The organism is Buchnera aphidicola (Kurisakia onigurumii), from assembly GCF_039394605.1.
GTDB classification, from domain to species: domain Bacteria; phylum Pseudomonadota; class Gammaproteobacteria; order Enterobacterales; family Enterobacteriaceae; genus Buchnera_I; species Buchnera_I aphidicola_B.
In genome coordinates this window covers 83,420-104,441 of sequence record NZ_CP135033.1, presented here as the reverse complement: position 1 = coordinate 104,441, position 21,022 = coordinate 83,420, and the positions used below count along the sequence as shown (strand labels likewise).

Below are 21,022 nucleotides of genomic sequence, written 5' to 3'. Positions count from 1 at the left end.
ATTTATTTTACCATTTTAAAATTGAAAATGTTTTTTTTCCTTTTTTTATTATAGTAAACTTATTAAACAATTTATCATAATCATTAAAAATATAATTAGGATCAATAATACATTTACCATTAATTTGAATTGATTTGGAATAAATTAAATTTCTAGATTGTTTTAAAGAATGAGAATAGTTTATAAAAACTAAACATTTTTGTAAATTTTCGTTTTTTTTTAATACAAAAACAGGTATTCCTGTATTATTTCCTGAAGAAATTATTTGATTAAAATCAGATTCACTTAAATTTTCTATTCTGCTATAAAATAAATTTTTAACAATATTTTTAACTTTTTTTAAAACATTAGTACCATGTATTAATATAGTCAGTTTTTCTGCTAATATTTTTTTAGATCTAATTAATCCCAATACACCTTCTTTTTGAATTTTTTTTATTTCTTTTTTTGATAAAATATAAAAAATTTTTAAAAAATAAAAAACATCTTTATCAGATACATTAACCCAAAACTGATAAAAATGATAAGGTGTTGTTTTTTTAGGATCTAACCAAATATTTTTGTTTTCTGATTTTCCAAATTTTTTTCCATCAGATTTTATTAATAAAGGTAATGTCATTCCAAATACTTCTTTTTTTTTAGTTTTTTGAACTAAATGAATTCCTGAAGAAATATTACCCCACTGATCTGATCCACCTATTTGAAGAGTAACATTATAATTTAAATACAATTTTAAAAAATCATAAGCTTGAAATAAACTATAAGAAAATTCTGTAAAAGATATTCCTTGATCTATTCTTTGTATTCTTTTTTTTACAGAATCTTTATTAATCATGCTATTAATTGAAAAATACTTACCTACTGTATCTAAAAAATTTAATAAATTGATATTTTTAAACCAGCTATTGTTATTGACAATAATTTCTTTATTTTTTTTATTTTTAGAATCTAAAAATTTTTTTATTTGAAAAATAATTTTTTTTTCCCAAATTTTAATATCTTTTTTTTTATTATTTTTTCTTTTAACATTCTTAAAACTAGGATCCCCAATTAAACTAGTTGCTCCTCCTATTAATATAACTGGAATATGACCATATTTTTGAAATTTTTTTAATATTAATAAAGGTAAAATATGTCCTATATGTAGACTATCTGCTGTTGGATCAAAACCACAATATACAGATATATTTTTCTTTGAAATATGTTTTTTCAATTTTTTTTCATTAGAAATATAAGAAATTAAATTTCTGTCATAAAGTTTTTTGATTAAATCTATTTCACACATAAAACACCTATTAAAAAAGAGTAAAAAGATATATTTAATTATCGATCGGATCAGAATCAACTTTAATTAATATACTTCTAAAAATTTTATTATTTTTAATTAATAAAATAATTTTATTTACAAAATAATGTATTTTTTTTAAATTATTATAAGACAATAAAATTTTAAAATAATAATATTTTTTATATTTATTAAATTGTATATTGTCTGATTCCAAAATAATTAAATCCATAATAAAAAAATTATTATTTTGATTTATAAAATTTTTTAAAAAAAAAATAAGAAATTTTATTTTTTTTATTTTTTTATCATTAAAAAACATAACTATATGATACGAAAAAGGTGGTAAGCTATTTATTTTTCGAAATCGAAAAGTTTGTTCTAAAAAATAATTATACCCTTTAGAAAAAAAATTTATTAAAAATATATTTTTTTCAAATATTTGTATAAGTATTTCAGATATATATGAATGATAATTTATTTTTGAATGTAAAACTTCATATTTTTGTACAAAATATTCTAACTGTCTAAATTTATTAGAATATTTTAAATAATCTAAAGATAAAAAAGCAATAAAAGAAATGTCTTGTATCCAAAAATTACAAACAAAATCATCACATAAAAAAATTATTGAAGGCGTTTGTAATCGTAAAATTGATTTACTATTTAATTTTTTTTTTACTTCCAATAAATTTTTTTTATTATATATATATATAATATTTTTTTTATAGAAAAATTTATTTAAATTTTTTTTAATGAAACTAATACCAATTCTTTCTGAAAATAAAGAATGTGTATTACACTTTGTACAAAGAAAATAAATATTTTTTCTAACAAAACAAAAATGACAAAATAATTCTTGATAATGATCATAAAATCGATAGTATTGGTTACAAACAGTACATTTTTCTATATATTTACATTTTTTACATTTTAATATATTAAAAATAGAAAAAAAGCTCTTATTTACTATAAATAATACATTTTTATTTTTTTTTAAGTAATATTCTGTTTTTTGAATTAATTTTAATGAAAAAATTCCTTTGTATTGTTCTCGATTAGAATATATAAAAATAATTTTTTTTTGTCTTTTTACATTTTTTTTATATAAATTATACAAATTTATAAAATAATATTTTTTATCTAATACATTTTTTTTTGAACTAATATTCCACCGATAAGATTCCAATAATATTGGAATATTTTCTTTTTTAGCTCTAACAATGGCAATATTCCTTGCATTACAAAACCATCGATTTTTAATTTTATATTCTATAGAACTTTCATTATTAACAATAATAATACCTAAATTCTCCATAGGAAGAAAAATACCTTCTTTTGTTGAAATAATAATTACTGGAATTTTTTTTCTAATAATTTTCCATATATTATTATATTTTTTTATACTGATATTAGAATGATATTCTTCTACATGAATTTTAAATCTTATTTTTAAATTTTTTTTTAATTGTAATACAAAACTAGAATGCATACTTTCTACTAAAATTAAACCTTGTAAACCTTTTTTAATAATAGAAAAAGATAGAAAAAGATAAGTTTCCAATTTTTTAAAATCACAAATTTCAGTTAATAACCAAGGTTTAAATAATTTTTTTTTAACAAAAATATTATTTATTTCTAAAATATAATTTTTATTTAAATAAAAAATTTTGTTTTTTTTTAAAATGTCTATTGAGAAAAAAAAATTTTTAAAATAATATTTTTTTAAAAAAATAAATATTTTTTTTTGATATTTATTACACAAAAAATTCTTTTTATTTCTAATTTTTTTTATTTTTTCATTAATAATTTTTTTTTTTTTTTATAATTTTTGTAACAATTAATTTATATTTAGTACGATCTATGTTTTTTATATAAAAATCAATTTTTTTATTTATCATTTTCCAAAAAAATATGTAATCATATAATATATTATTACCTTTTTTTAAAAAATTAGGAACAATAAAATACATTAATATAGGAATTTCTATATGATAAAATTTTTCACACCAATATAAAAGTAAAAAAAATTTTTTCGAATATACAGGAAAATTATCAATTACTAAAAATATTTTTTTTAAATTACATCTATTTTTATTATTTAATTCATTTTTTTTTACATAATTAATAATTATTCCAACTTCTATACGATTTTTAAAAGGAATTAAAACTCGATATCCAATTAAAGAAACAGTATGTAAAGGAATTAAATAATTAAAACAAGAATATAATGGTAAAAAAATTACTACTTTGATAATTAAAAACATTAATTATTCCATTTTGATTAATTATTATTACATATAATTTTATAATAAATAAAATATAAATTTATAAAATAAATAAAAATTTATACTACTTTATCTTTAAATTCACATAAATGATTGATAAAACAAATAAAACATTTCGGATTTTTAGATCTACAAATTTTTTTTCCATGAAATACGAACCAATTATGAAGAAATGATTTAAACTTTAATGGAACTAATTTTAATAATTTATTTTCTACATCTAATACATTTTTTCCTACAGCAAAAGAAGTTCTATTTGAAACTCGAAATACATGTGTATCTACAGCTATAGTTGGTTTCAAAAATATATTATTCAAAACAACATTAGCAGTTTTTCTTCCTACTCCAGGAAGATTTTCAAGATCAAATCTATTATTGGGTATTTTCCCTTTATATTTTGTATTTAAAATTTTTGATATTTTAATAATATTTTTTGCTTTATTGTTATATAATCCAATATTTTTAATATATTTCTTAAGATTATATATACCCATTTTAAGAATTTTAGAAGGTGTATTAGCAAATTTATATAAAACTGCAGTAGATTTATTAACAACTTTATCTCTAGATTGTGCTGATAGAACAACAGAAATTAATAATTCAAACGGAGAATTAAATGCTAACTCGGTTTTGAGGTTAGGATATTTAGAATTAAATAAGTATAAAATTAAATTTCTTTTTTTTTTATTCATAATTTCTTAAAAATTTAATATCTGAAAATATGTTCTTATATATATTTTTTTTAAAATTAAAAAATTTATATTTAATAAAATAATTAATTTATTATTTTCAATAAAAATATTTTTTTAAAAAACATTTTATTTAAAATTAAAATTATTATATCATAAAATAATTATAAAAAAAAATACGTCCGTAGCTCAATTGGTAGAGCATCATCATGACATGGTGAATGTCAGAGGTTCAATTCCTCTCGGACGTAAAATTTATAATAAAACAATATTTTATACAAAAATACAATAGTTTTATTTATGAAAATAGAAGATAAAATATCAAAAATATTATTTAAATATATAAAAAAACAAGAATCAATTTTAATAGCATATAGTGGAGGATTAGATTCAAGTGTTTTATTACATGAACTTTTTATATTAAAAAAAAAACAATTAATTAAGAATATTAGAGCAATTCACATTAATCACTTATTTAGTTCCCATTCTATATCATGGGAAAATCATTGTAAAAAAGTATGTAATACATATAAAATTCCTCTAATAATAAAACACATTGATAAAAAAATTAAAAAAAAATCTAATACAGAAGAAAAATTAAGAATTCAAAGATTTAAAATAATAAAAAAAGAAATATTAAAAAAAGAAATATTAATTACAGCTCATCATCTTAATGATCAATGCGAAAATTTTATATTATCTGTAAAAAGAGGTTCCGGAATAACAGGAATATCTGGAATGTATGAATATAAAAAATTCTTTTCAAATAAAATTATCAGACCTTTAATATATACAAAAAAAAAAAATATATATCAGTTTGCCATTAAAAATAATATATCGTGGATAGAAGACAAATCTAATAAAAATAATTATTATGACCGAAATTTTATTAGAAACGTGATATTCCCCAAACTAGAAAAAAAGTGGCCTAATTTTATTAAAACTTGTTCACGTACAATAAAAATATGCCAAGAAAATGAAAAAATAATAAATTTATTATCTAATAAAATATTCAAAAAATGTTTAAATATCGATAACTCTTTAAACATAGATGTTTTAAAAAAACAAACTCGAGAACTATGTAGCATAATTTTACGAAAATGGATTAAAATTAAAAAAGAAAAATTTCCATCATATATATCCATTAATAGAATTTATAAAGAAATTATATATAACAATAAAAATTATAAAAACATAGTTTTTATCAATAAAAAAAAAATTATGCGCTATAAGAATAAAATTGATATATTTCCTGTTTTTCCTAATATAAAGAAAAAAATTATTATATGGAATACACCTTTTAATTCATTAAAGCTTCCATATCATTTAGGTTATATAGAAAAAAATATTTCAGGAAATAGAATACTTAAACCTAAAAAAAATGAAATAGTTAGTATTCGATTTCAATGCAGTAAAAAAATATGGATATTAGGAGAAAAAAAAGAAAAAAAAATAAAAAAAATATTTCAAAAACTAAATATTCCTGCATGGCAAAGAAATTGTATTCCTTTTCTATTTTATAATGAAAAATTTATTTCAGCTTTAGGAGTATTTACTGTAAAAAATAAAATAAAATTAAACAATAAAAAATTCTGGACGATATCTTGGATAAAAAAAATTGTTTAAAAATAACTTTTTTTAATATCATGTAAAAAAACATCAATTTCTTTCAAAGAAATTCTTTTATACAAAATTGTAAATTTAGAAATCTTATGATTTAATAATGGATTTTGTAATGTATTAAAATTTAAAACAATATTTAAAAATTTTTCTACTTTAATAGATAAATTTGGCATGATTGGTTTTAACCAAGTCATAATACATCTAAAAAAATTAATTGCTAAAGAACATACCTGCTGTAATTTATATAAACTTTTTGATTTATTTTTATCAATAGACCAAGGTTTTGTATCGTTAATATATTGATTAGCATAATCAGCCATTTTTAATATTTTTTGAATAGCCATTTTAAATTCTTTTTTTTCTAAAAAGCATTCTATTTCAATAGATGAAGAAACAAAATATTTATATAAATTAAATTCTTCTATTTTGGAAGATAAAATTCCATCAAAATATTTATGAATAAAACTTGAACTGCGAGAAGCAATATTAACTATTTTATTCACAATATCTGAATTAATTTTTTCTCTAAAAGAATACAAATTAATTTCTATGTCTTCTACTTTAGATGAAAGATTACTAGCATAATAGTATCGAATACTATCCGAATCTAAATAATTAATCCAATCTTTTGCTAAAATTAATAAACCTTTAGATTTAGACAACTTACTACCATTAAATGTAACATGTCCGTGAACAATTATTTTACTTGGTTTTCGAAAATTAATAGAATGCAAAATAGATGGCCAAAACAAAGTATGAAAATAAATTATATCTTTTCCTATAAATTGATGTAACTCACATTGTGTATTTTCATTCCAAAAATCATTAAAACATTTTATTTTATTTTTTGTACAAAAATTTTTAAAATTACTAATATATCCAATAGATGCATCTAACCAAACATAAAAATATTTATCTATTAAACCAGGTATTTTAAATCCAAAATAAGGTTTATCACGGGATATATCCCAAGGTCTTAAACCTTTATTAAACCATTCTTTTGTTTTATTTAAAACTGTATTTTGCAATGATCCAGAATAAATCCATTTTTTTAAAACAAGTTCTAACTTAGGTAAATCAAAAAATATATGTTCAGATTTTTTAATTTTTGGAATACTATTTGATAAAACAGATTTTGGATTTATTAATTGAATAGCAGAATAAGTAGATCCACAATTATCGCAATGATCTCCATATTGATTTTTGAAATTACAATCTGGACATGTTCCTTGTACTAATCGATCAGAAAGAAAAATATTTTTTTTTGTATCGTAAAATTGATATATGTATTTTTTTTTTATCAATTTTTTTTTTTGTAAAATAAAATATATTTTTCTGACAAAAGATAAATTTTCTATAGAATGTGTAGAAGAATAATTATCATGTAAAATATTAAAATTTTTAAAATCTTTTTTATGTTCTAAAATAATTTTTTTTACTAATTGAACAGGAGTAATTTTTTCTTTTTTAGATTTTAATGTTATCGCTGTTCCATGCGAATCATCTGAACAAATAAAAAAAACAGTATTACCTTGCATTTTTTGATATCTAACCCATATATCTGCTTGAATATGTTCTAACAAATGACCTAAATGAATAGAACCATTTGAATATGGAAAAGCACATGTTACTAAAATTTTTTTTTTAATTTGCATTAATATATCTCTTGTAAAAATATTAATTAATAAAATTAAAATTTATATTTATATATATATATTATAAAAAATATATAAATAAAATTATAATATTTATATATTAATCATATTTAATTTATTTATACTAATTATTATATATAAAAACATATTTTATTAATTTCGCAAAAATAAACATTTTTTTCATAATTTTAACCAGAATGTTAAAAACATTCTGGGTATTAAAATTATTAATAATTTACATAATATATCGAATCTCTACTGCATAGTAAAAAACTAGTAACTAAAAAAAAGTATAAAAACATTGAACTATACCCATTGTGTATGAAATGATCCTATTTGATCAATTCTTTTATATGTATGAGATCCAAAATAATCACGCTGCGCTTGAATTAAATTAGCATTAGAATTAATAGATCGATATCCATCATAATATGAAATAGCGGAACAAAAAGCAGGTACAGATATACCGTGAATAACAGACAATGAAACAATATCACGTAAAGATATATGATATAAATTAGATATTTTCGAAAAATAAGGAGTAATTAAAAGATTTAACAAATTTTTATTATTTTCATATTCTTCTGAAATTTTATCTAATAAACTAGCGCGTATAATACAACCTGATCTAAATATACTAGCAATAGATTTAAAATTTAATTTCCAATTATATTTTTCGGATGCTTTACGTAATAAAGAAAAACCTTGTGCATAAGAAATAATTTTTCCTAAATATAAAGCTTGTCTAATTTTTTCAATTAATTCTTTTTTTACAAAATTATTTTTTTTAATATATGGTCCATTTAGTTTTTTGTTGGCTATAATTCTTTGATTTTTCATATTAGATATATATCTAGCAAAAACAGATTCTGTAATTAAAGATAAAGGTTCTTCTAATTCGAGAGAATTTTGGCTTACCCATTTTCCAGTTCCTTTACTAGAAGCCTCATCTAAAATAGAATCTATAATATAATTTCCTTTATTATCTTTTTTATTAAAAATATTTTTAGTTATTTCAATTAAATAACTATTCAACTCTCCTTTATTCCAATCAGAAAATATATTTGATATTTCAATATTGTTACAATTTAATATATTTTTTAAAAAAGAATAAGATTCAGATATAAGCTGCATATCTCCATACTCAATTCCATTGTGTATCATTTTTACATAATGTCCAGAACCATTTTCTCCAATATAATCTACACAAGATTGATTATTTATTTTAGCAGAAATATTTTTGAATAAAGATTCAATAATAAAATATCCTTTTCTAGAACCTCCAGGCATAATACAAGGTCCTTTTAGCGCCCCTTCTTCTCCTCCTGAAATACCTGCTCCTATAAAATATATACCTTTTTTTTCTAAATAACGATTACGAATAATTGTATCTTGATAAAAACTATTCCCCCCATCTATTACTACATCTCCTTTTTCTAAATAAGGAAGAATAGAATTAATAACATTATCTATTGCACAACCAGCTTGTATCATTAATAATACTTTTCTTGGTTTTTCTAAAGAAAAGATGAATTCTTTTAAATTAAAATAAGGAAAAATTTTTTTTTCTTGATTTTTAGAAATTATTTCTTTTGTTTTTTCATGAGATCTATTAAATATTGATACTAAATAACCTTTACTTTCAATATTTAAGGCTAAATTATATCCCATTACTGCCATACCTATAACACCCACTTGTTTTTTTAGCATCAAATTTTACCTTAAATATTATTAATATATATTATGTAAAATTAAAATATTTATATTTTAAAATAAAATGATAAAAATTTTTTTTATAAAAAATAAAAATTTTTATAAATAAAAAATAATAATTTTTTTAAAAAAAATTTTTATTTGTTTTTAATAAAATATCGACTTTTTAAATTTTCTATTATAACCTTTAAATCTAAATTATGACTATGTAATAATACTAAAAAATGGTATATCAAATCTGAACTTTCTTCAATAAGATCTTTATTTTTTTTTTCTATAGCAGCAATAACTACCTCTATTGCTTCTTCTCCTACTTTCTGTGCAATTCTTTTTTTTCCTTCTTGAAATAAATTATTTGTATAAGAAAAATTATTAAAATCATTTTTTTTATGTTCAATTAAATTATCTAAATAATATAAGAATGTAAATTCTGGAATATGTTTATTATTTTTAGAAGAAAAACAACTGTTTTTATCCAAATGACAAGTTTTTCCTATAGGTTTAACTAAAATTAATAAACAGTCATTATCACAATCCAAAAATATTTTTTTAATTTTTAAAAAATTTCCAGAAGTTTCTCCTTTCTTCCATAATCTTTTTTTAGTACGTGAATAAAATGTAACAAAACTAGTCTCTATACTTTGTTCTATAGCTTGTCTATTCATAAATGCATGCATTAAAACTTCACCAGAACAATTGTTTTGAACAATTACTGGAATATTTCCATGTATTTTTTTCCAATCTATTAATGAAATTATTTTATTTTTATTTATCATATTCTTATTGGTATTCCTTTTTTATGCAAAAACTTTTTTAAATCAAAAATATTTATATTTTTATTATGAAAAACAGAAGCAGCTAAAGCACCTTCAACAGAAACTTTTTTAAAAAGATCAAAAAAATCATTTTTAGATCCTGCTCCACCTGATGCTATCAAAGGTATTTTACAAATTTTACGAATTTTTTTTAATTGACATAAATCATATCCATTTTTTTTTCCATCTTGATTAATCACATTTAATACTATCTCTCCAGCTCCTAATTCTTGCACACGTTTTACCCAATCTATAGTTTGTATATTTGTTTTTATAGTTTTATTTATATCTCCAGAATATTGAAAAACACTATATACATTTGCTTGTTTGTCATACCAAGAATCTATTCCAACTACCACACATTGAGTTCCAAAACGATCAGCTATCCGACTAATAAAATAAGGATCTTTAATTGCTGGAGAATTTATTGATATTTTATCTGCACCAAGTGCTAGTATCATTTCTACTTCTTTTAAATTTGAAATTCCACCTGCTACACAAAATGGAATATCTGTTATTTCTGCTATTTTTATTATCCATTTTTTTTTTACTAATTTATTTCTTGCAGAAGCTGCAATATCATAAAAAACCAATTCATCAGCTCCAGAATTAACATATAATTTTGTTAAATCAAGAATTTTTCCTACGTTCTTATGATGACAAAATTCAATTCCTTTGACAACTACACCATCTTTTACATCTAAACAAGGAATTATTCGTTTTGCAAGCATGATATTGCCTCTTGAACTGTAAATCTATTTTCCAAAAATGATCTTCCAATTATAATACTTTTTGCATTATTTTGTTTTAATTTTACTATATCTAACAATTTACCAACTCCTCCAGAAGCCTGAATGTGTAATCTTTTAAATTTATTTGATAATTCTTTATATAAATTAAAATTTGGACCATGTAAAGTTCCATCTTTAGAAATATCAGTGCATAATATATGTTTTAAACCAATATCATAAAAATCACTTATCAAATCTTCTAATAATACAAAAGTATTTTTTTTCCATCCATTAATCTGAACTAATTTCATACCTTTTTGATTTATTTCTATATCTAAAGATAAAACTATTTTTTCAGGAGAAAATAGCTTAAAAAAACTTTTTAACTTTTCCTTATTTTCTACTGCTAAAGATCCTATCACAACTCGAGTATTAGGAAAAAATAATATTTCTCGTATGTCATCTACATTTCTAATACCTCCTCCGATCTGTACAGGAACTTTTATTTTTTGTAATATTTTTTTTATCAATGTAATTTGTCTATTATTCGGATTTTTTGCAGCTTCTAAATCAACAATATGAATTCTTTCAATACCAGGAATAGAATATTTTAGCAATAAATCATTTATGTTATAAGAATAGTTTATTATTTTATTATATTTCCCTTGATATAATCGTACAACTTTGTTTTTATACAAATCCATTGCTGGAATAATCATATTTATATCTCTAAAAAATTTTTTATTAATATTGAACCATATTTACCTGATTTTTCAGGATGAAATTGCACTCCGTAAAAATTTTTTTTACACATAATAGCACTAAATGATTCCCCATAAATACTTTTAGCTATAGTAAAAATATTTATTGGAAAAATATATTGATGTATAAAATAAAAATATTCCTTTTTTTTAATATTTTTTAATAAAACATTATTTTTTACAGGTAAAACATAATTCCATCCTATGTGAGGTAATGATAATTTATTTTTTTTCATAGAAACAACTATAGAATCAAAAATACCTAATGTTTTTGTTTTTACATTATTTTCCATACTATAAGAGCCTAAAATTTGCATACCTAAACAAATCCCCAAAACAGGAACTTTTGCTTCTTGAATTTCTTGAACAATATTATATTTATTTAAATTATACATTGCTGTTTTTGCAGTTCCTACACCAGGTATAAATATTTTTTTTGCAATACGAATATCTTTATAATTACTAGTAATTATAGGTTTATATCCTAATCTATGAATTGCAAATGATAAAGAAGAAAGATTAGAACAACCAGTATCAATTATTATTATACTCATTTATAATATTCCTTTAGAACTTAATATCATAGGAGTTCCAGAATATTCAAGAGATTTCTTTAATGCTTGTCCAAATGATTTAAATAAACTTTCCGCAATATGATGATCATTTTTTCCTCTAGCTTTTAAATGTATTGTAATATTCATATTTTCTGATAAAGTTTTAAAAAAATGATAAATCATTTCTGTATGTAAATTTCCTATTTTTTCATATTTAAATTTTGCATGAAACTGTAAATTTGAACGACCTGAAACATCTATAACGCAATAACATAAACTTTCATCCATCGGTAATACAAAACCATATCTTTTAATACCTGTTTTATTATTTTTTAATAATTTACATAATGATTGACCTAAAACAATTGCTACATCTTCTACTGTATGATGATCATCAATATATAAATCTTGTTTGTGCACTATAATATCAAAATTAATACCACTATGAACAGAAACTTGTTCAAGCATATGATCAAAAAATCCAATTCCAGTTTTAATATTATTTTTTTTAAAATATTTATTACATAAAAACAACTTAATACAAATCACTGTTTCTCTAGTATTTCGTACAAAATTAAAATATTTTTTTTTTAATAAAATTTTTTCTTTTATTTTTTTCCAAGAACAATTTTTTCTATGATAAAGTATTCCTTTAATTCCCATATTATGAGATAGTTCAATATCTGTATATCTATCTCCAATAACATAACTATTATTTTTATCTAATGAATTATTTATTAACCAAGATTGTACTAATTTTGTATTAGGTTTACGGCATTCACATAAATCAGTTTCTAAATGAGGGCAAATCAATATATCATCAAATATAATACCTTGTGATCGAAACAAATTAATAATAAAATTATGTGAACGATAAAAATTACAAAAAGAAAAATTATCGCTACCTAAACCATCTTGATTAGTAATCATAACAAAAATATATCCTAATGATTTTAATTCTAATAATACAGAAATTACATCTTTTTCAAAACATATTTTTTTAATATCATCTATTTGAAAATTATCCTTAGGTTCTTGTACTAAAGTTCCATCTCTATCTAAAAATAAGACTTTTTCAAGCATTTTTAATTCCTATCTTTATAAGATTAAAGATCTAATTACATGTAATTCTTGTAATAATTTTAAACAATCATTTTTACTTCCTATAGAAATTCTAATACAATTTTCTAATCTAATTTTATCATTTTGTGCACGAATAATAATTCCTTTTTTGGATAAAAAATTAAAAACTTTTTTTATAAAAAGAAATTCTACTAACAAATAGTTTCCTTTTGTAGGAAAAACATATTTAACAAGAGTATTTTTTTTTAATTCATTAGATAACCATATACATCTTTGATTTAATTCTTGAACCAAAAAATTCATTTTTTGAATTTGAGGAATAGTTAAAAAAAAATTTACTATGTCTATAACAGGAGTTGGAATGGGATAAGGAGTAATAGACTTCTGTAAAAACGTAATAATATCAATATTTGCTAGTATAAATCCACATCTAATACCAGCTAATCCAAATGCTTTAGATAAAGTTCGTAATATCACTAAATTAGGATAACTATCTATTAAATAGGCTAAACTTTCTTCGATACAAAATTCAATATAAGCTTCATCTATTACTATTATTCCTGTATGTATAAATTTCTTTAATAAATAAATTATATCTTTTTTATTAATTAAATGACCAGTAGGATTATTGGGTCTACATAAGTAAATTATTTTTGTATTTTTTACATTTAACATTATTTTGTTTATATCCAATTTCCAATTTTTTAAAAATGGAATTATTACATTTTTTATTCCTAATATATCAGCATTAATTCCATACATTGGATACGTTGGAGGAAATGTCATAATTTGATCTGCATAAGGATTACAAAAAATTTTAATTAATAATTCTATGCCTTCATCCGCTCCTCTAGTAACTAAAATTGAACTAGTATTAATATTTGAATATTCAGAATATTTTTTTATAATATCATTGGGTTGAGGATTTGGATATCGATTTAAATTTTTATGATATATATCAATTGATTTATTAATTGGAATTTCATTAGCATTTAAAAAAATTTTACCAGAATTATTTATTTTTCTAGCAGATTGATAAGGAATTAAATTTTTTATATTTTTCCGTATTATATTTTTAATATTTGACATTAATATATAGTTTCCTTTTCAGATTGCATACGAACTGAAATAGAATTTTTATGTTCTTGTAGATCTTCAAAAAAAGATAAAGTTTGTACAGTATCCGATATACTTTGCAGACCTTGGCGTGTCAGTTCTTGAACAGAAATACTTTTTTTAAAATCATTAACTCCTAAACCAGATATAGATCGAGAATATCCTCCAGTAGGAAGAACATGATTGGTCCCAGAAGCATAATCTCCAGCAGATTCTGGAGACCAAGGTCCTAGAAACACTGAACCTGCATTTTTTATTTTTTCTAATAAAGTTCTTGGATTTTTGGTATTAATAATCAAATGTTCTGGAGAATATATATTTGATATTTCAACACATTCTAGTATATTTTTAGCTAAAATAAATCTACTTTTTTTCAAAGATGCATAAATTATATCTTTTCTCTTTGATTTTTGTATATTTATTTCTATATTTTTAATTACATTTTCTAATAAACTGATACTTGAAGTCAATAATAATACTTGAGAATCTGGACCATGTTCTGCTTGTGATAACAAATCAAAAGAAATAAAGTTTGCATTTGCATTATTATCCGCAATAACAACTAATTCAGAAGGTCCTGCCAACATATCAATACTTGTTCCATTATAAACATTATTAACTTGTCTTTTTGCTTCTGTAACATATGCATTACCTGGGCCAAAAATTTTATGAACCTTAGGTATTATATTGGTTCCATATGCCATAGCAGCTATCGCTTGCGCTCCTCCTACTGAATATATTTTTTTTATTCCACAAATATGTGCTGCATATAAAATTTCATTACTTATGGAAGGAGGAGAACATAAAATAATATTTTTACATTTTGCGATACGAGCTGGAATAGCTAACATTAACACTGTGGATATCAATGGAGCAGATCCTCCTGGGATATACAAACCAATTTTTTCTATGGGTAAAAAAATTTTTTGACATCTAATTCCTTTTTGAATTTCAACATCTATATTTTCATAAACCTGTAATTTATGAAATTTTTCTATATTTTTTTTAGCTAAAAATATTGATTTTTTTATTTCAGAAGAAACCAAAAAATTTGAATTTTGTATTTTTTTTTTCGAAATTCTAAAATCTTTTATCTTTTTTTTATCAAAAATTTTAGTATAGTAATATAAAGAATCATCTTTAAATTTTTTTACTGAATTAATAATTGAATAAACTGAATCAGATACTACTTTTTTTTTTTTATAAACAGGTCTAACTAATACTTTATATTTTTCTTCTTTATTCAAAGAAGACCAAAAAAATATATTTTTTTTTAAATTCATATCTTTATTCCATCATTTTTTCAATAGGTAAAACTAAAATCGAGCTTGCTCCTAAAGATTTTAATTTTTCCATAGTTTCCCAAAATAAATTTTCACTACTTACCATATGTAATGCAACAGTATTTTTGTCTCCAGCTAACTTTAAAATAGTGGGTTTCTTTACACCTTTTAATAAATTTACTACTTCTGTAAGTTTTTTAACAGGAGCGTGTAACATAATATATTTCGATTCTCGAGCTTTAATAATACCATTAATTCTAGTTATTAATTTATCAATCAATTTTTTTTTTACAGAAGAAAAATTTTTAGATTTTGATATTAAACAAGCACGAGATGAATATACTACTGATACTTCTCGCAAACCATTTGCTTCTAAAGTTGCTCCTGTAGAAATTAAATCACATATTGCATCAGATAAACCAATACGAGGTGCAACTTCTACTGATCCATTTAATACAAAAGACTTAAAAAAAATATTTTTTTTTAAAAAAAAATTTTTTAAAATATATGGATACGAAGTTGCAATTTTTGTATTTTTAAAAAAATTGATTCCTGTATAATGAGAACTAATAGGAATGCCTAAAGATAATCGACAAATTCCAAAATCTAAATTGATCAAAATGAAAAAAATACATTCTTTTTTTTCTGATTTTCTTTTTAATAATTCTTCTTCAACCACATTTTTTCCTACAATTCCTAAATCTACTATTCCATCCATTACTAAACCAGGTATATCATCATCTCTGACACACATAACATCTATTGGCATATTTTCTGCAAATGCAATTAATTGATTTTTCTTTAAATTAATCTTTATACCACATTGCAACAATAATTTTTTTGAATCTTTACTTAATCTACCGGACTTTTGCATAGCTATACGCAATCTTTCATTACACAACACAAGAAGTTCCTTTTTAATATTTAAAAAATATAATTATAATAAAATATATTCAGAATATATTTTTAATTAAATAGAACATTTTATGTAAAAATAAAATTTTTTAAAAATATAAAAATATTATACTAAAATACAAAAAATTATTTTATATTTACTTCAATTAATACTAAAATTGATACATAATCTCCATAAAATTGAGGAGATTGATGAAAAGCAATAATATCTGGATGTTGAGATAACCATATTGGAACTTGATTTTTAAGAATATTTTTACCATGTCCATGTATAATACTTGCACAAAATAATTTTTCTTTTATACATTTGAAAATTAATTTTCCTAAAGCTTTAATTGCTTGATTTTTATTTAAACCATGTAAATCCATGAATATATCTGGATAATATTTTCCATTTTTTAATTTTTTTAATTCATTTTTACAAGTATTTGATCGTAAATAACAAACTGGATTTTTATCAAAATTAATTGAAGAAAAATTGTTTCGAGATAAAAAATGAGTTTGTATTTCTTCTTCTATTAAATCTTTTTTAGAAATAAAATCTTTAGTATATTTTTTTTTATTTTTTATATGCAAAAAAGTATCTTGTACTAATTCTTGTGTTCCTTGGCAAGAAGATCGAAATATAATAGAATCTTTAGAAGAACATGAAATAATTTTACTCATAAATTAATTATTACCTAAATACAATTTTAAATAAAATTAAAAATTTATAAAAATTTAACTAATAAAAACAAATAACTTTATATAATATAACATTTTAAAAAAATCTAATATCTATTTTTTTAAAAATATTTTTTTAAAAAAAAATTAAAACATTTTTATATAAATAACTATTACAGGATACAATTATGTCTGGTAATACAATTGGAAAAATTTTTAAAGTTACTACATTCGGTGAATCACATGGAATTTCTTTAGGTTGTATAGTAGATGGTGTACCTCCTGGATTAGAATTGTCTTCTTTAGATTTACAAAAAGATTTAAATCGCAGGAAACCAGGAAGTTCTAGATATACTACTCCAAGAAGAGAACCAGATAAAATAAAGATATTATCAGGAGTGTTTCAAGGAAAAACTACTGGAACTAGTATAGGACTTATCGTAAAAAATAAAGATTGTCGAACTAAAGATTATACAGATATAAAAAACAAATTTAGACCTGGTCATGCTGATTTAACATATGAATTTAAATATGGAAATCGAGATTATAGAGGAGGAGGTCGTTCTTCAGCACGAGAAACAGTAATGAGAGTAGCAGCAGGAGCAATTGCAAAAAAATATTTGTCCGTACATCATAAAATATCAATTCAAGCATGTTTAAAAAAAATAGGAAATATACACTGTGATTTAAAATCTTGGGATATAGTGGAACAAAATCCATTTTTTTGTCCAGACATTGATAAAATTAAAAATATTGAAAAATTAATTAAACAATTAAAAAAAGAAGGAAATTCTATTGGTGCAAAAATACTTATTCAAGTAAATAATATGCCTATTGGATTAGGAGAACCTGTATTTGACAGATTAGATGCTGATCTTGCTCATGCTTTAATGAGCATAAACGCAGTAAAAGCAGTAGAAATAGGAGATGGAGTAAAAGTAGTAGAACAAAAAGGTAGTGAAAATCGAGATGAAATGACATATAAAAAATTCGTCAGTAATCACGCAGGAGGAATTCTGGGTGGTATTAGTAATGGAGAAAATTTAATATTAAAAATTTCTTTAAAACCTACTTCTAGTATTTCTATTCCAGCAAATACTATTGATACAGATAAAAAAGATACCATAATTATTACAAAAGGAAGACACGATCCTTGCGTAGGAATAAGAGCAGTTCCGATAGCAGAATCTATGGTAGCAATTATTTTAATGGATCATTTATTAAGATATACCGCTCAATGTTCAAATGTAAAAACATTTTTAAAAAAAATTTAAAAAATTTTTTTTAAAATTTATACAAATAATTCAAATACAAATATTTTGTTTATAAATCAATTTTATTTAAATTAAAAATTTATTATTTAATATAAAATTATTTTATTATTATTTTTTATAAAAAATTAATATTATTTTTAATGCATTATTTTGATTATTTTAAATAAAAAATTTTTATTATTACAATTGAATATATTTTTACAATATAAAATCTATATATAAATTAATTTTTAAAAATATTTTTTAAAAAAAAGAGATAAAATAATATGTTTAAAGGAAGCATTGTTGCACTTATTACACCAATGGATGAAAAAGGCAAAATTTGTAAACAAAGTTTAAAAAAATTAATTTTATATCATATAAAAAATAAAACAAATGCAATTGTATCAGTAGGTACTACAGGCGAATCTTCTACATTAAGCAAAAAAGAACATATAAATTTGGTAATGAGAACAATTGATTTATCAGAAGGAAAAATACCTATAATTGCAGGTACAGGATCTAACTCTACATCAGAAAGTATTTCTATGACTCAAAAATTTGAAAATTCTGGAATATCAGCTTGTTTAAGCGTAACTCCTTATTATAATCGACCGACACAAAAAGGACTATATCTTCACTTTAAAGAAATTTCAAAAAATACCAATTTACCTCAAATACTATACAATGTTCCAATCAGAACAGGATGTAATTTACATATAGATACTATTGCAAAACTATCAAAATACAAAAATATTATTGGAATAAAAGAAGCTTCGGGTGATCTATCAAAAGTTCAAAAAATAATTAATTCGGTACAAAATAAATATTTTTTAGTAATTAGTGGAGATGATGAAACAGCATTAGATTTCATAAAACTAGGAGGTCATGGGGTTATTTCCGTAACAGCAAATATTGCAGCAAAAGAAATGTATGAAATGTGTACATTAGCCTTAAAAAAAGATTTTATTCGTGCTGAAATAATCAATTCATATTTGAATCCACTACACAAAAATCTTTTTTTAGAACCTAATCCTATTCCCATAAAATGGGCTTCTAAAATTTTAGGTTTGATTAATTATTCTACAATACGTTTACCATTAACTAATTTATCAAAAAAAAATAAAATATTATTAAAAAAAATAATTAATAATTTTTTATGCATAAAAAATAATTAAAAAAATTGTTCAATTTAAAAATTAACAATACTTATATTTATATTATTTTATTTAAAAAAAAAATAAATAATTTAAATATACATGACATAATTAAAATTATTATTTTAGAAAAATATTTTTTAAATCAAAAAAAATATATTTTAAGTAAAAAAATATTTGTATTTCTAGTAAAATAAACGTACTAATAAATAGATAATAATAATTATTTTTAGTACGTTAAATATTAAATAAATTATATATTTATTATTTTTAATATTACTTTATGTATTTATGTTAACATTTCAATTAATATTGTTTCATAAATTTTAGATAAACATTGTAAATCAGATATTTTAATATTTTCATTTATTTTATGAATATTTATATTTTTTAAACCTAATTCTACTACTTGTGAACCCATATATTGCGATACAAACCGACCATCAGAAGTACCTCCTGAAGTAGATAATTTTGGATATTTTTTTTTAATTTTATAAATTGAATTTATTGTTTTATCTAATAATTCTCCAGATTTAGTTAAAAAAGGTTTGCCCGAACAATTCCATTCTACAAAATATCTTAATTTATGAAAATTTAATAAAGAAAATATTCTATTTTTTATTCCTTCTATCGTAATTTCATTATTAAATCGTAAATTAAAAAAAACTTCTAATTTCCCTGAAGTAACATTTGTAGATTCATTATCTACCTTTAAACTGGATATTTGTAAACTAGTAGGATCAAAAAAATCATTACCTTTATCCCATTGTATAGAAATTAAATCATGTAAAAAAGGCAATGAACTATGAATAGGGTTATCTAATAAATCAGGGTATGCAATATGCCCTTGAATACCATATAAAATAATTTTTACATTTAAAGAACCTCTTCTTCCATTTTTTATAATATCACCTATTCTATTACAACTAGTCGGTTCTCCAACTAAACAATATTTAATTTTTTCATTATTTAATAATAACTTTTTTACTACTTTTTCTATTCCATTAGTACCTTTAGACTCTTCATCTGAAGTAACGAGAAAGGATAAAACTCCTTTATGATCAGGAAATAATAAAAGAAATCTTTCAATAGCTATTACCATTGCAGATAAAGCTCCTTTCATATCTGCTGATCCTCTACCATAAATTATATTATCCTTAATAAATCCTTGAAAAGGAGGATATTTCCATAAATTTATATTTCCAGCAGGAACAACATCAGTATGTCCTAAAAATGTAAATATATCTCCAAAACCTTTATAAGCCCAAAAATTTTTTGTATCTTTAATGTTAATTTTTCGTATTGTAAAACCTAACTTTAACAATTTATGCATTAAAATTTTTTGACATCCAAAATCATCGGGACTAACTGAAGGACACGAAATCAGTTTCTGAGTTAATTTAACAATAGGACAAATCATATTTTACCTTTTAAATAT

19 protein-coding genes and 1 tRNA gene are annotated in these 21,022 nt (G+C 21.2%); 4 read left to right on the top strand and 16 right to left on the bottom strand.

The window, feature by feature from the left end; all coding sequences use genetic code 11:
• Window positions 1–7: 7 nt before the first annotated feature.
• The 4 genes from tyrS to nth all read right to left on the bottom strand — a co-directional run bounded on the left by tyrS (window position 8) and on the right by nth (window position 4,265).
• Window positions 8–1,285 carry a tyrosine--tRNA ligase gene (gene tyrS / locus RJU59_RS00485; protein ID WP_343155213.1) on the bottom strand — a complete coding sequence of 426 codons (1,278 nt, stop codon included), beginning with the start codon at window positions 1,283–1,285 and terminating at the stop codon, window positions 8–10.
• Between the two features lie 34 nt (window positions 1,286–1,319).
• Window positions 1,320–3,050 (bottom strand): hypothetical protein, encoded by a 1,731-nt coding sequence (locus RJU59_RS00480; RefSeq protein WP_343155212.1) that lies wholly within the window; start codon window positions 3,048–3,050, stop codon window positions 1,320–1,322.
• A gap of 37 nt (window positions 3,051–3,087) precedes the next feature.
• On the bottom strand, window positions 3,088–3,552 hold the full coding sequence (locus tag RJU59_RS00475) for a hypothetical protein (protein WP_343155211.1): 465 nt from the start codon (window positions 3,550–3,552) through the stop codon (window positions 3,088–3,090).
• An 80-nt stretch (window positions 3,553–3,632) separates the two neighbouring features.
• Entirely contained in the window at window positions 3,633–4,265 is a 633-nt protein-coding gene (gene nth / locus RJU59_RS00470; protein ID WP_343155210.1) for an endonuclease III, read from the bottom strand.
• Window positions 4,266–4,440: 175 nt separating this feature from the next.
• Between nth and RJU59_RS00465 the strand changes: the two genes are divergently transcribed.
• Together RJU59_RS00465 and tilS are read left to right on the top strand one after the other, a co-directional pair.
• Window positions 4,441–4,513 (top strand) — tRNA-Val (locus tag RJU59_RS00465).
• A 49-nt stretch (window positions 4,514–4,562) separates the two neighbouring features.
• Window positions 4,563–5,888 (top strand): tRNA lysidine(34) synthetase TilS, encoded by a 1,326-nt coding sequence (tilS, locus tag RJU59_RS00460; RefSeq protein ID WP_343155209.1) that lies wholly within the window; start codon window positions 4,563–4,565, stop codon window positions 5,886–5,888.
• Here the strand turns inward: tilS and metG are convergent.
• The 11 genes from metG to smrB all read right to left on the bottom strand — a co-directional run bounded on the left by metG (window position 5,885) and on the right by smrB (window position 17,177).
• On the bottom strand, window positions 5,885–7,540 hold the full coding sequence (metG, locus tag RJU59_RS00455) for a methionine--tRNA ligase (protein WP_343155208.1): 1,656 nt from the start codon (window positions 7,538–7,540) through the stop codon (window positions 5,885–5,887). The genes tilS and metG overlap by 4 nt on opposite strands.
• Before the next feature lie 306 nt (window positions 7,541–7,846).
• Window positions 7,847–9,250, bottom strand: a complete 1,404-nt coding sequence (gnd, locus tag RJU59_RS00450) for a decarboxylating NADP(+)-dependent phosphogluconate dehydrogenase (RefSeq protein WP_343155207.1) — start codon at window positions 9,248–9,250, stop codon at window positions 7,847–7,849.
• A gap of 140 nt (window positions 9,251–9,390) precedes the next feature.
• Window positions 9,391–10,029 (bottom strand): bifunctional phosphoribosyl-AMP cyclohydrolase/phosphoribosyl-ATP diphosphatase HisIE, encoded by a 639-nt coding sequence (hisIE, locus tag RJU59_RS00445; protein WP_343155206.1) that lies wholly within the window; start codon window positions 10,027–10,029, stop codon window positions 9,391–9,393.
• Window positions 10,026–10,799 (bottom strand): imidazole glycerol phosphate synthase subunit HisF, encoded by a 774-nt coding sequence (gene hisF, locus RJU59_RS00440; RefSeq protein ID WP_343155205.1) that lies wholly within the window; start codon window positions 10,797–10,799, stop codon window positions 10,026–10,028. Before hisF ends, hisIE begins: the two co-directional genes overlap by 4 nt.
• Window positions 10,781–11,518: a 1-(5-phosphoribosyl)-5-[(5-phosphoribosylamino)methylideneamino]imidazole-4-carboxamide isomerase gene (gene hisA, locus RJU59_RS00435; protein ID WP_343155204.1), complete on the bottom strand. Its 738-nt coding sequence runs from the start codon at window positions 11,516–11,518 to the stop codon at window positions 10,781–10,783. The genes hisF and hisA overlap by 19 nt, the downstream gene beginning before the upstream one ends.
• A gap of 2 nt (window positions 11,519–11,520) precedes the next feature.
• Window positions 11,521–12,114 carry an imidazole glycerol phosphate synthase subunit HisH gene (hisH, locus tag RJU59_RS00430; protein WP_343155203.1) on the bottom strand — a complete coding sequence of 198 codons (594 nt, stop codon included), beginning with the start codon at window positions 12,112–12,114 and terminating at the stop codon, window positions 11,521–11,523.
• Complete coding sequence (gene hisB / locus RJU59_RS00425) at window positions 12,115–13,197, bottom strand: bifunctional histidinol-phosphatase/imidazoleglycerol-phosphate dehydratase HisB (RefSeq protein ID WP_343155202.1); 1,083 nt, start codon at window positions 13,195–13,197, stop codon at window positions 12,115–12,117.
• 15 nt (window positions 13,198–13,212) lie between these two features.
• Window positions 13,213–14,286 carry a histidinol-phosphate transaminase gene (gene hisC, locus RJU59_RS00420; protein WP_343155201.1) on the bottom strand — a complete coding sequence of 358 codons (1,074 nt, stop codon included), beginning with the start codon at window positions 14,284–14,286 and terminating at the stop codon, window positions 13,213–13,215.
• Window positions 14,286–15,596 carry a histidinol dehydrogenase gene (gene hisD, locus RJU59_RS00415; protein ID WP_343155200.1) on the bottom strand — a complete coding sequence of 437 codons (1,311 nt, stop codon included), beginning with the start codon at window positions 15,594–15,596 and terminating at the stop codon, window positions 14,286–14,288. Before hisD ends, hisC begins: the two co-directional genes overlap by 1 nt.
• Window positions 15,597–15,600: 4 nt before the next feature.
• Window positions 15,601–16,500 (bottom strand): ATP phosphoribosyltransferase, encoded by a 900-nt coding sequence (gene hisG / locus RJU59_RS00410; protein ID WP_343128678.1) that lies wholly within the window; start codon window positions 16,498–16,500, stop codon window positions 15,601–15,603.
• 137 nt (window positions 16,501–16,637) lie between these two features.
• Complete coding sequence (smrB, locus tag RJU59_RS00405; protein WP_343128677.1) at window positions 16,638–17,177, bottom strand: endonuclease SmrB; 540 nt, start codon at window positions 17,175–17,177, stop codon at window positions 16,638–16,640.
• A 185-nt stretch (window positions 17,178–17,362) separates the two neighbouring features.
• Here smrB and aroC point away from each other — a divergent pair, with 185 nt between their 5' ends.
• A complete protein-coding gene (gene aroC / locus RJU59_RS00400) occupies window positions 17,363–18,448 on the top strand; it encodes a chorismate synthase (protein WP_343155199.1) in 1,086 nt (361 codons plus the stop codon).
• Between the two features lie 266 nt (window positions 18,449–18,714).
• Entirely contained in the window at window positions 18,715–19,605 is an 891-nt protein-coding gene (gene dapA / locus RJU59_RS00395; protein ID WP_343155198.1) for a 4-hydroxy-tetrahydrodipicolinate synthase, read from the top strand.
• Between the two features lie 268 nt (window positions 19,606–19,873).
• Here the strand turns inward: dapA and dapE are convergent, their stop codons facing one another.
• Complete coding sequence (gene dapE, locus RJU59_RS00390) at window positions 19,874–21,004, bottom strand: succinyl-diaminopimelate desuccinylase (RefSeq protein ID WP_343155197.1); 1,131 nt, start codon at window positions 21,002–21,004, stop codon at window positions 19,874–19,876.
• Between the last annotated feature and the right edge of the window lie 18 nt (window positions 21,005–21,022).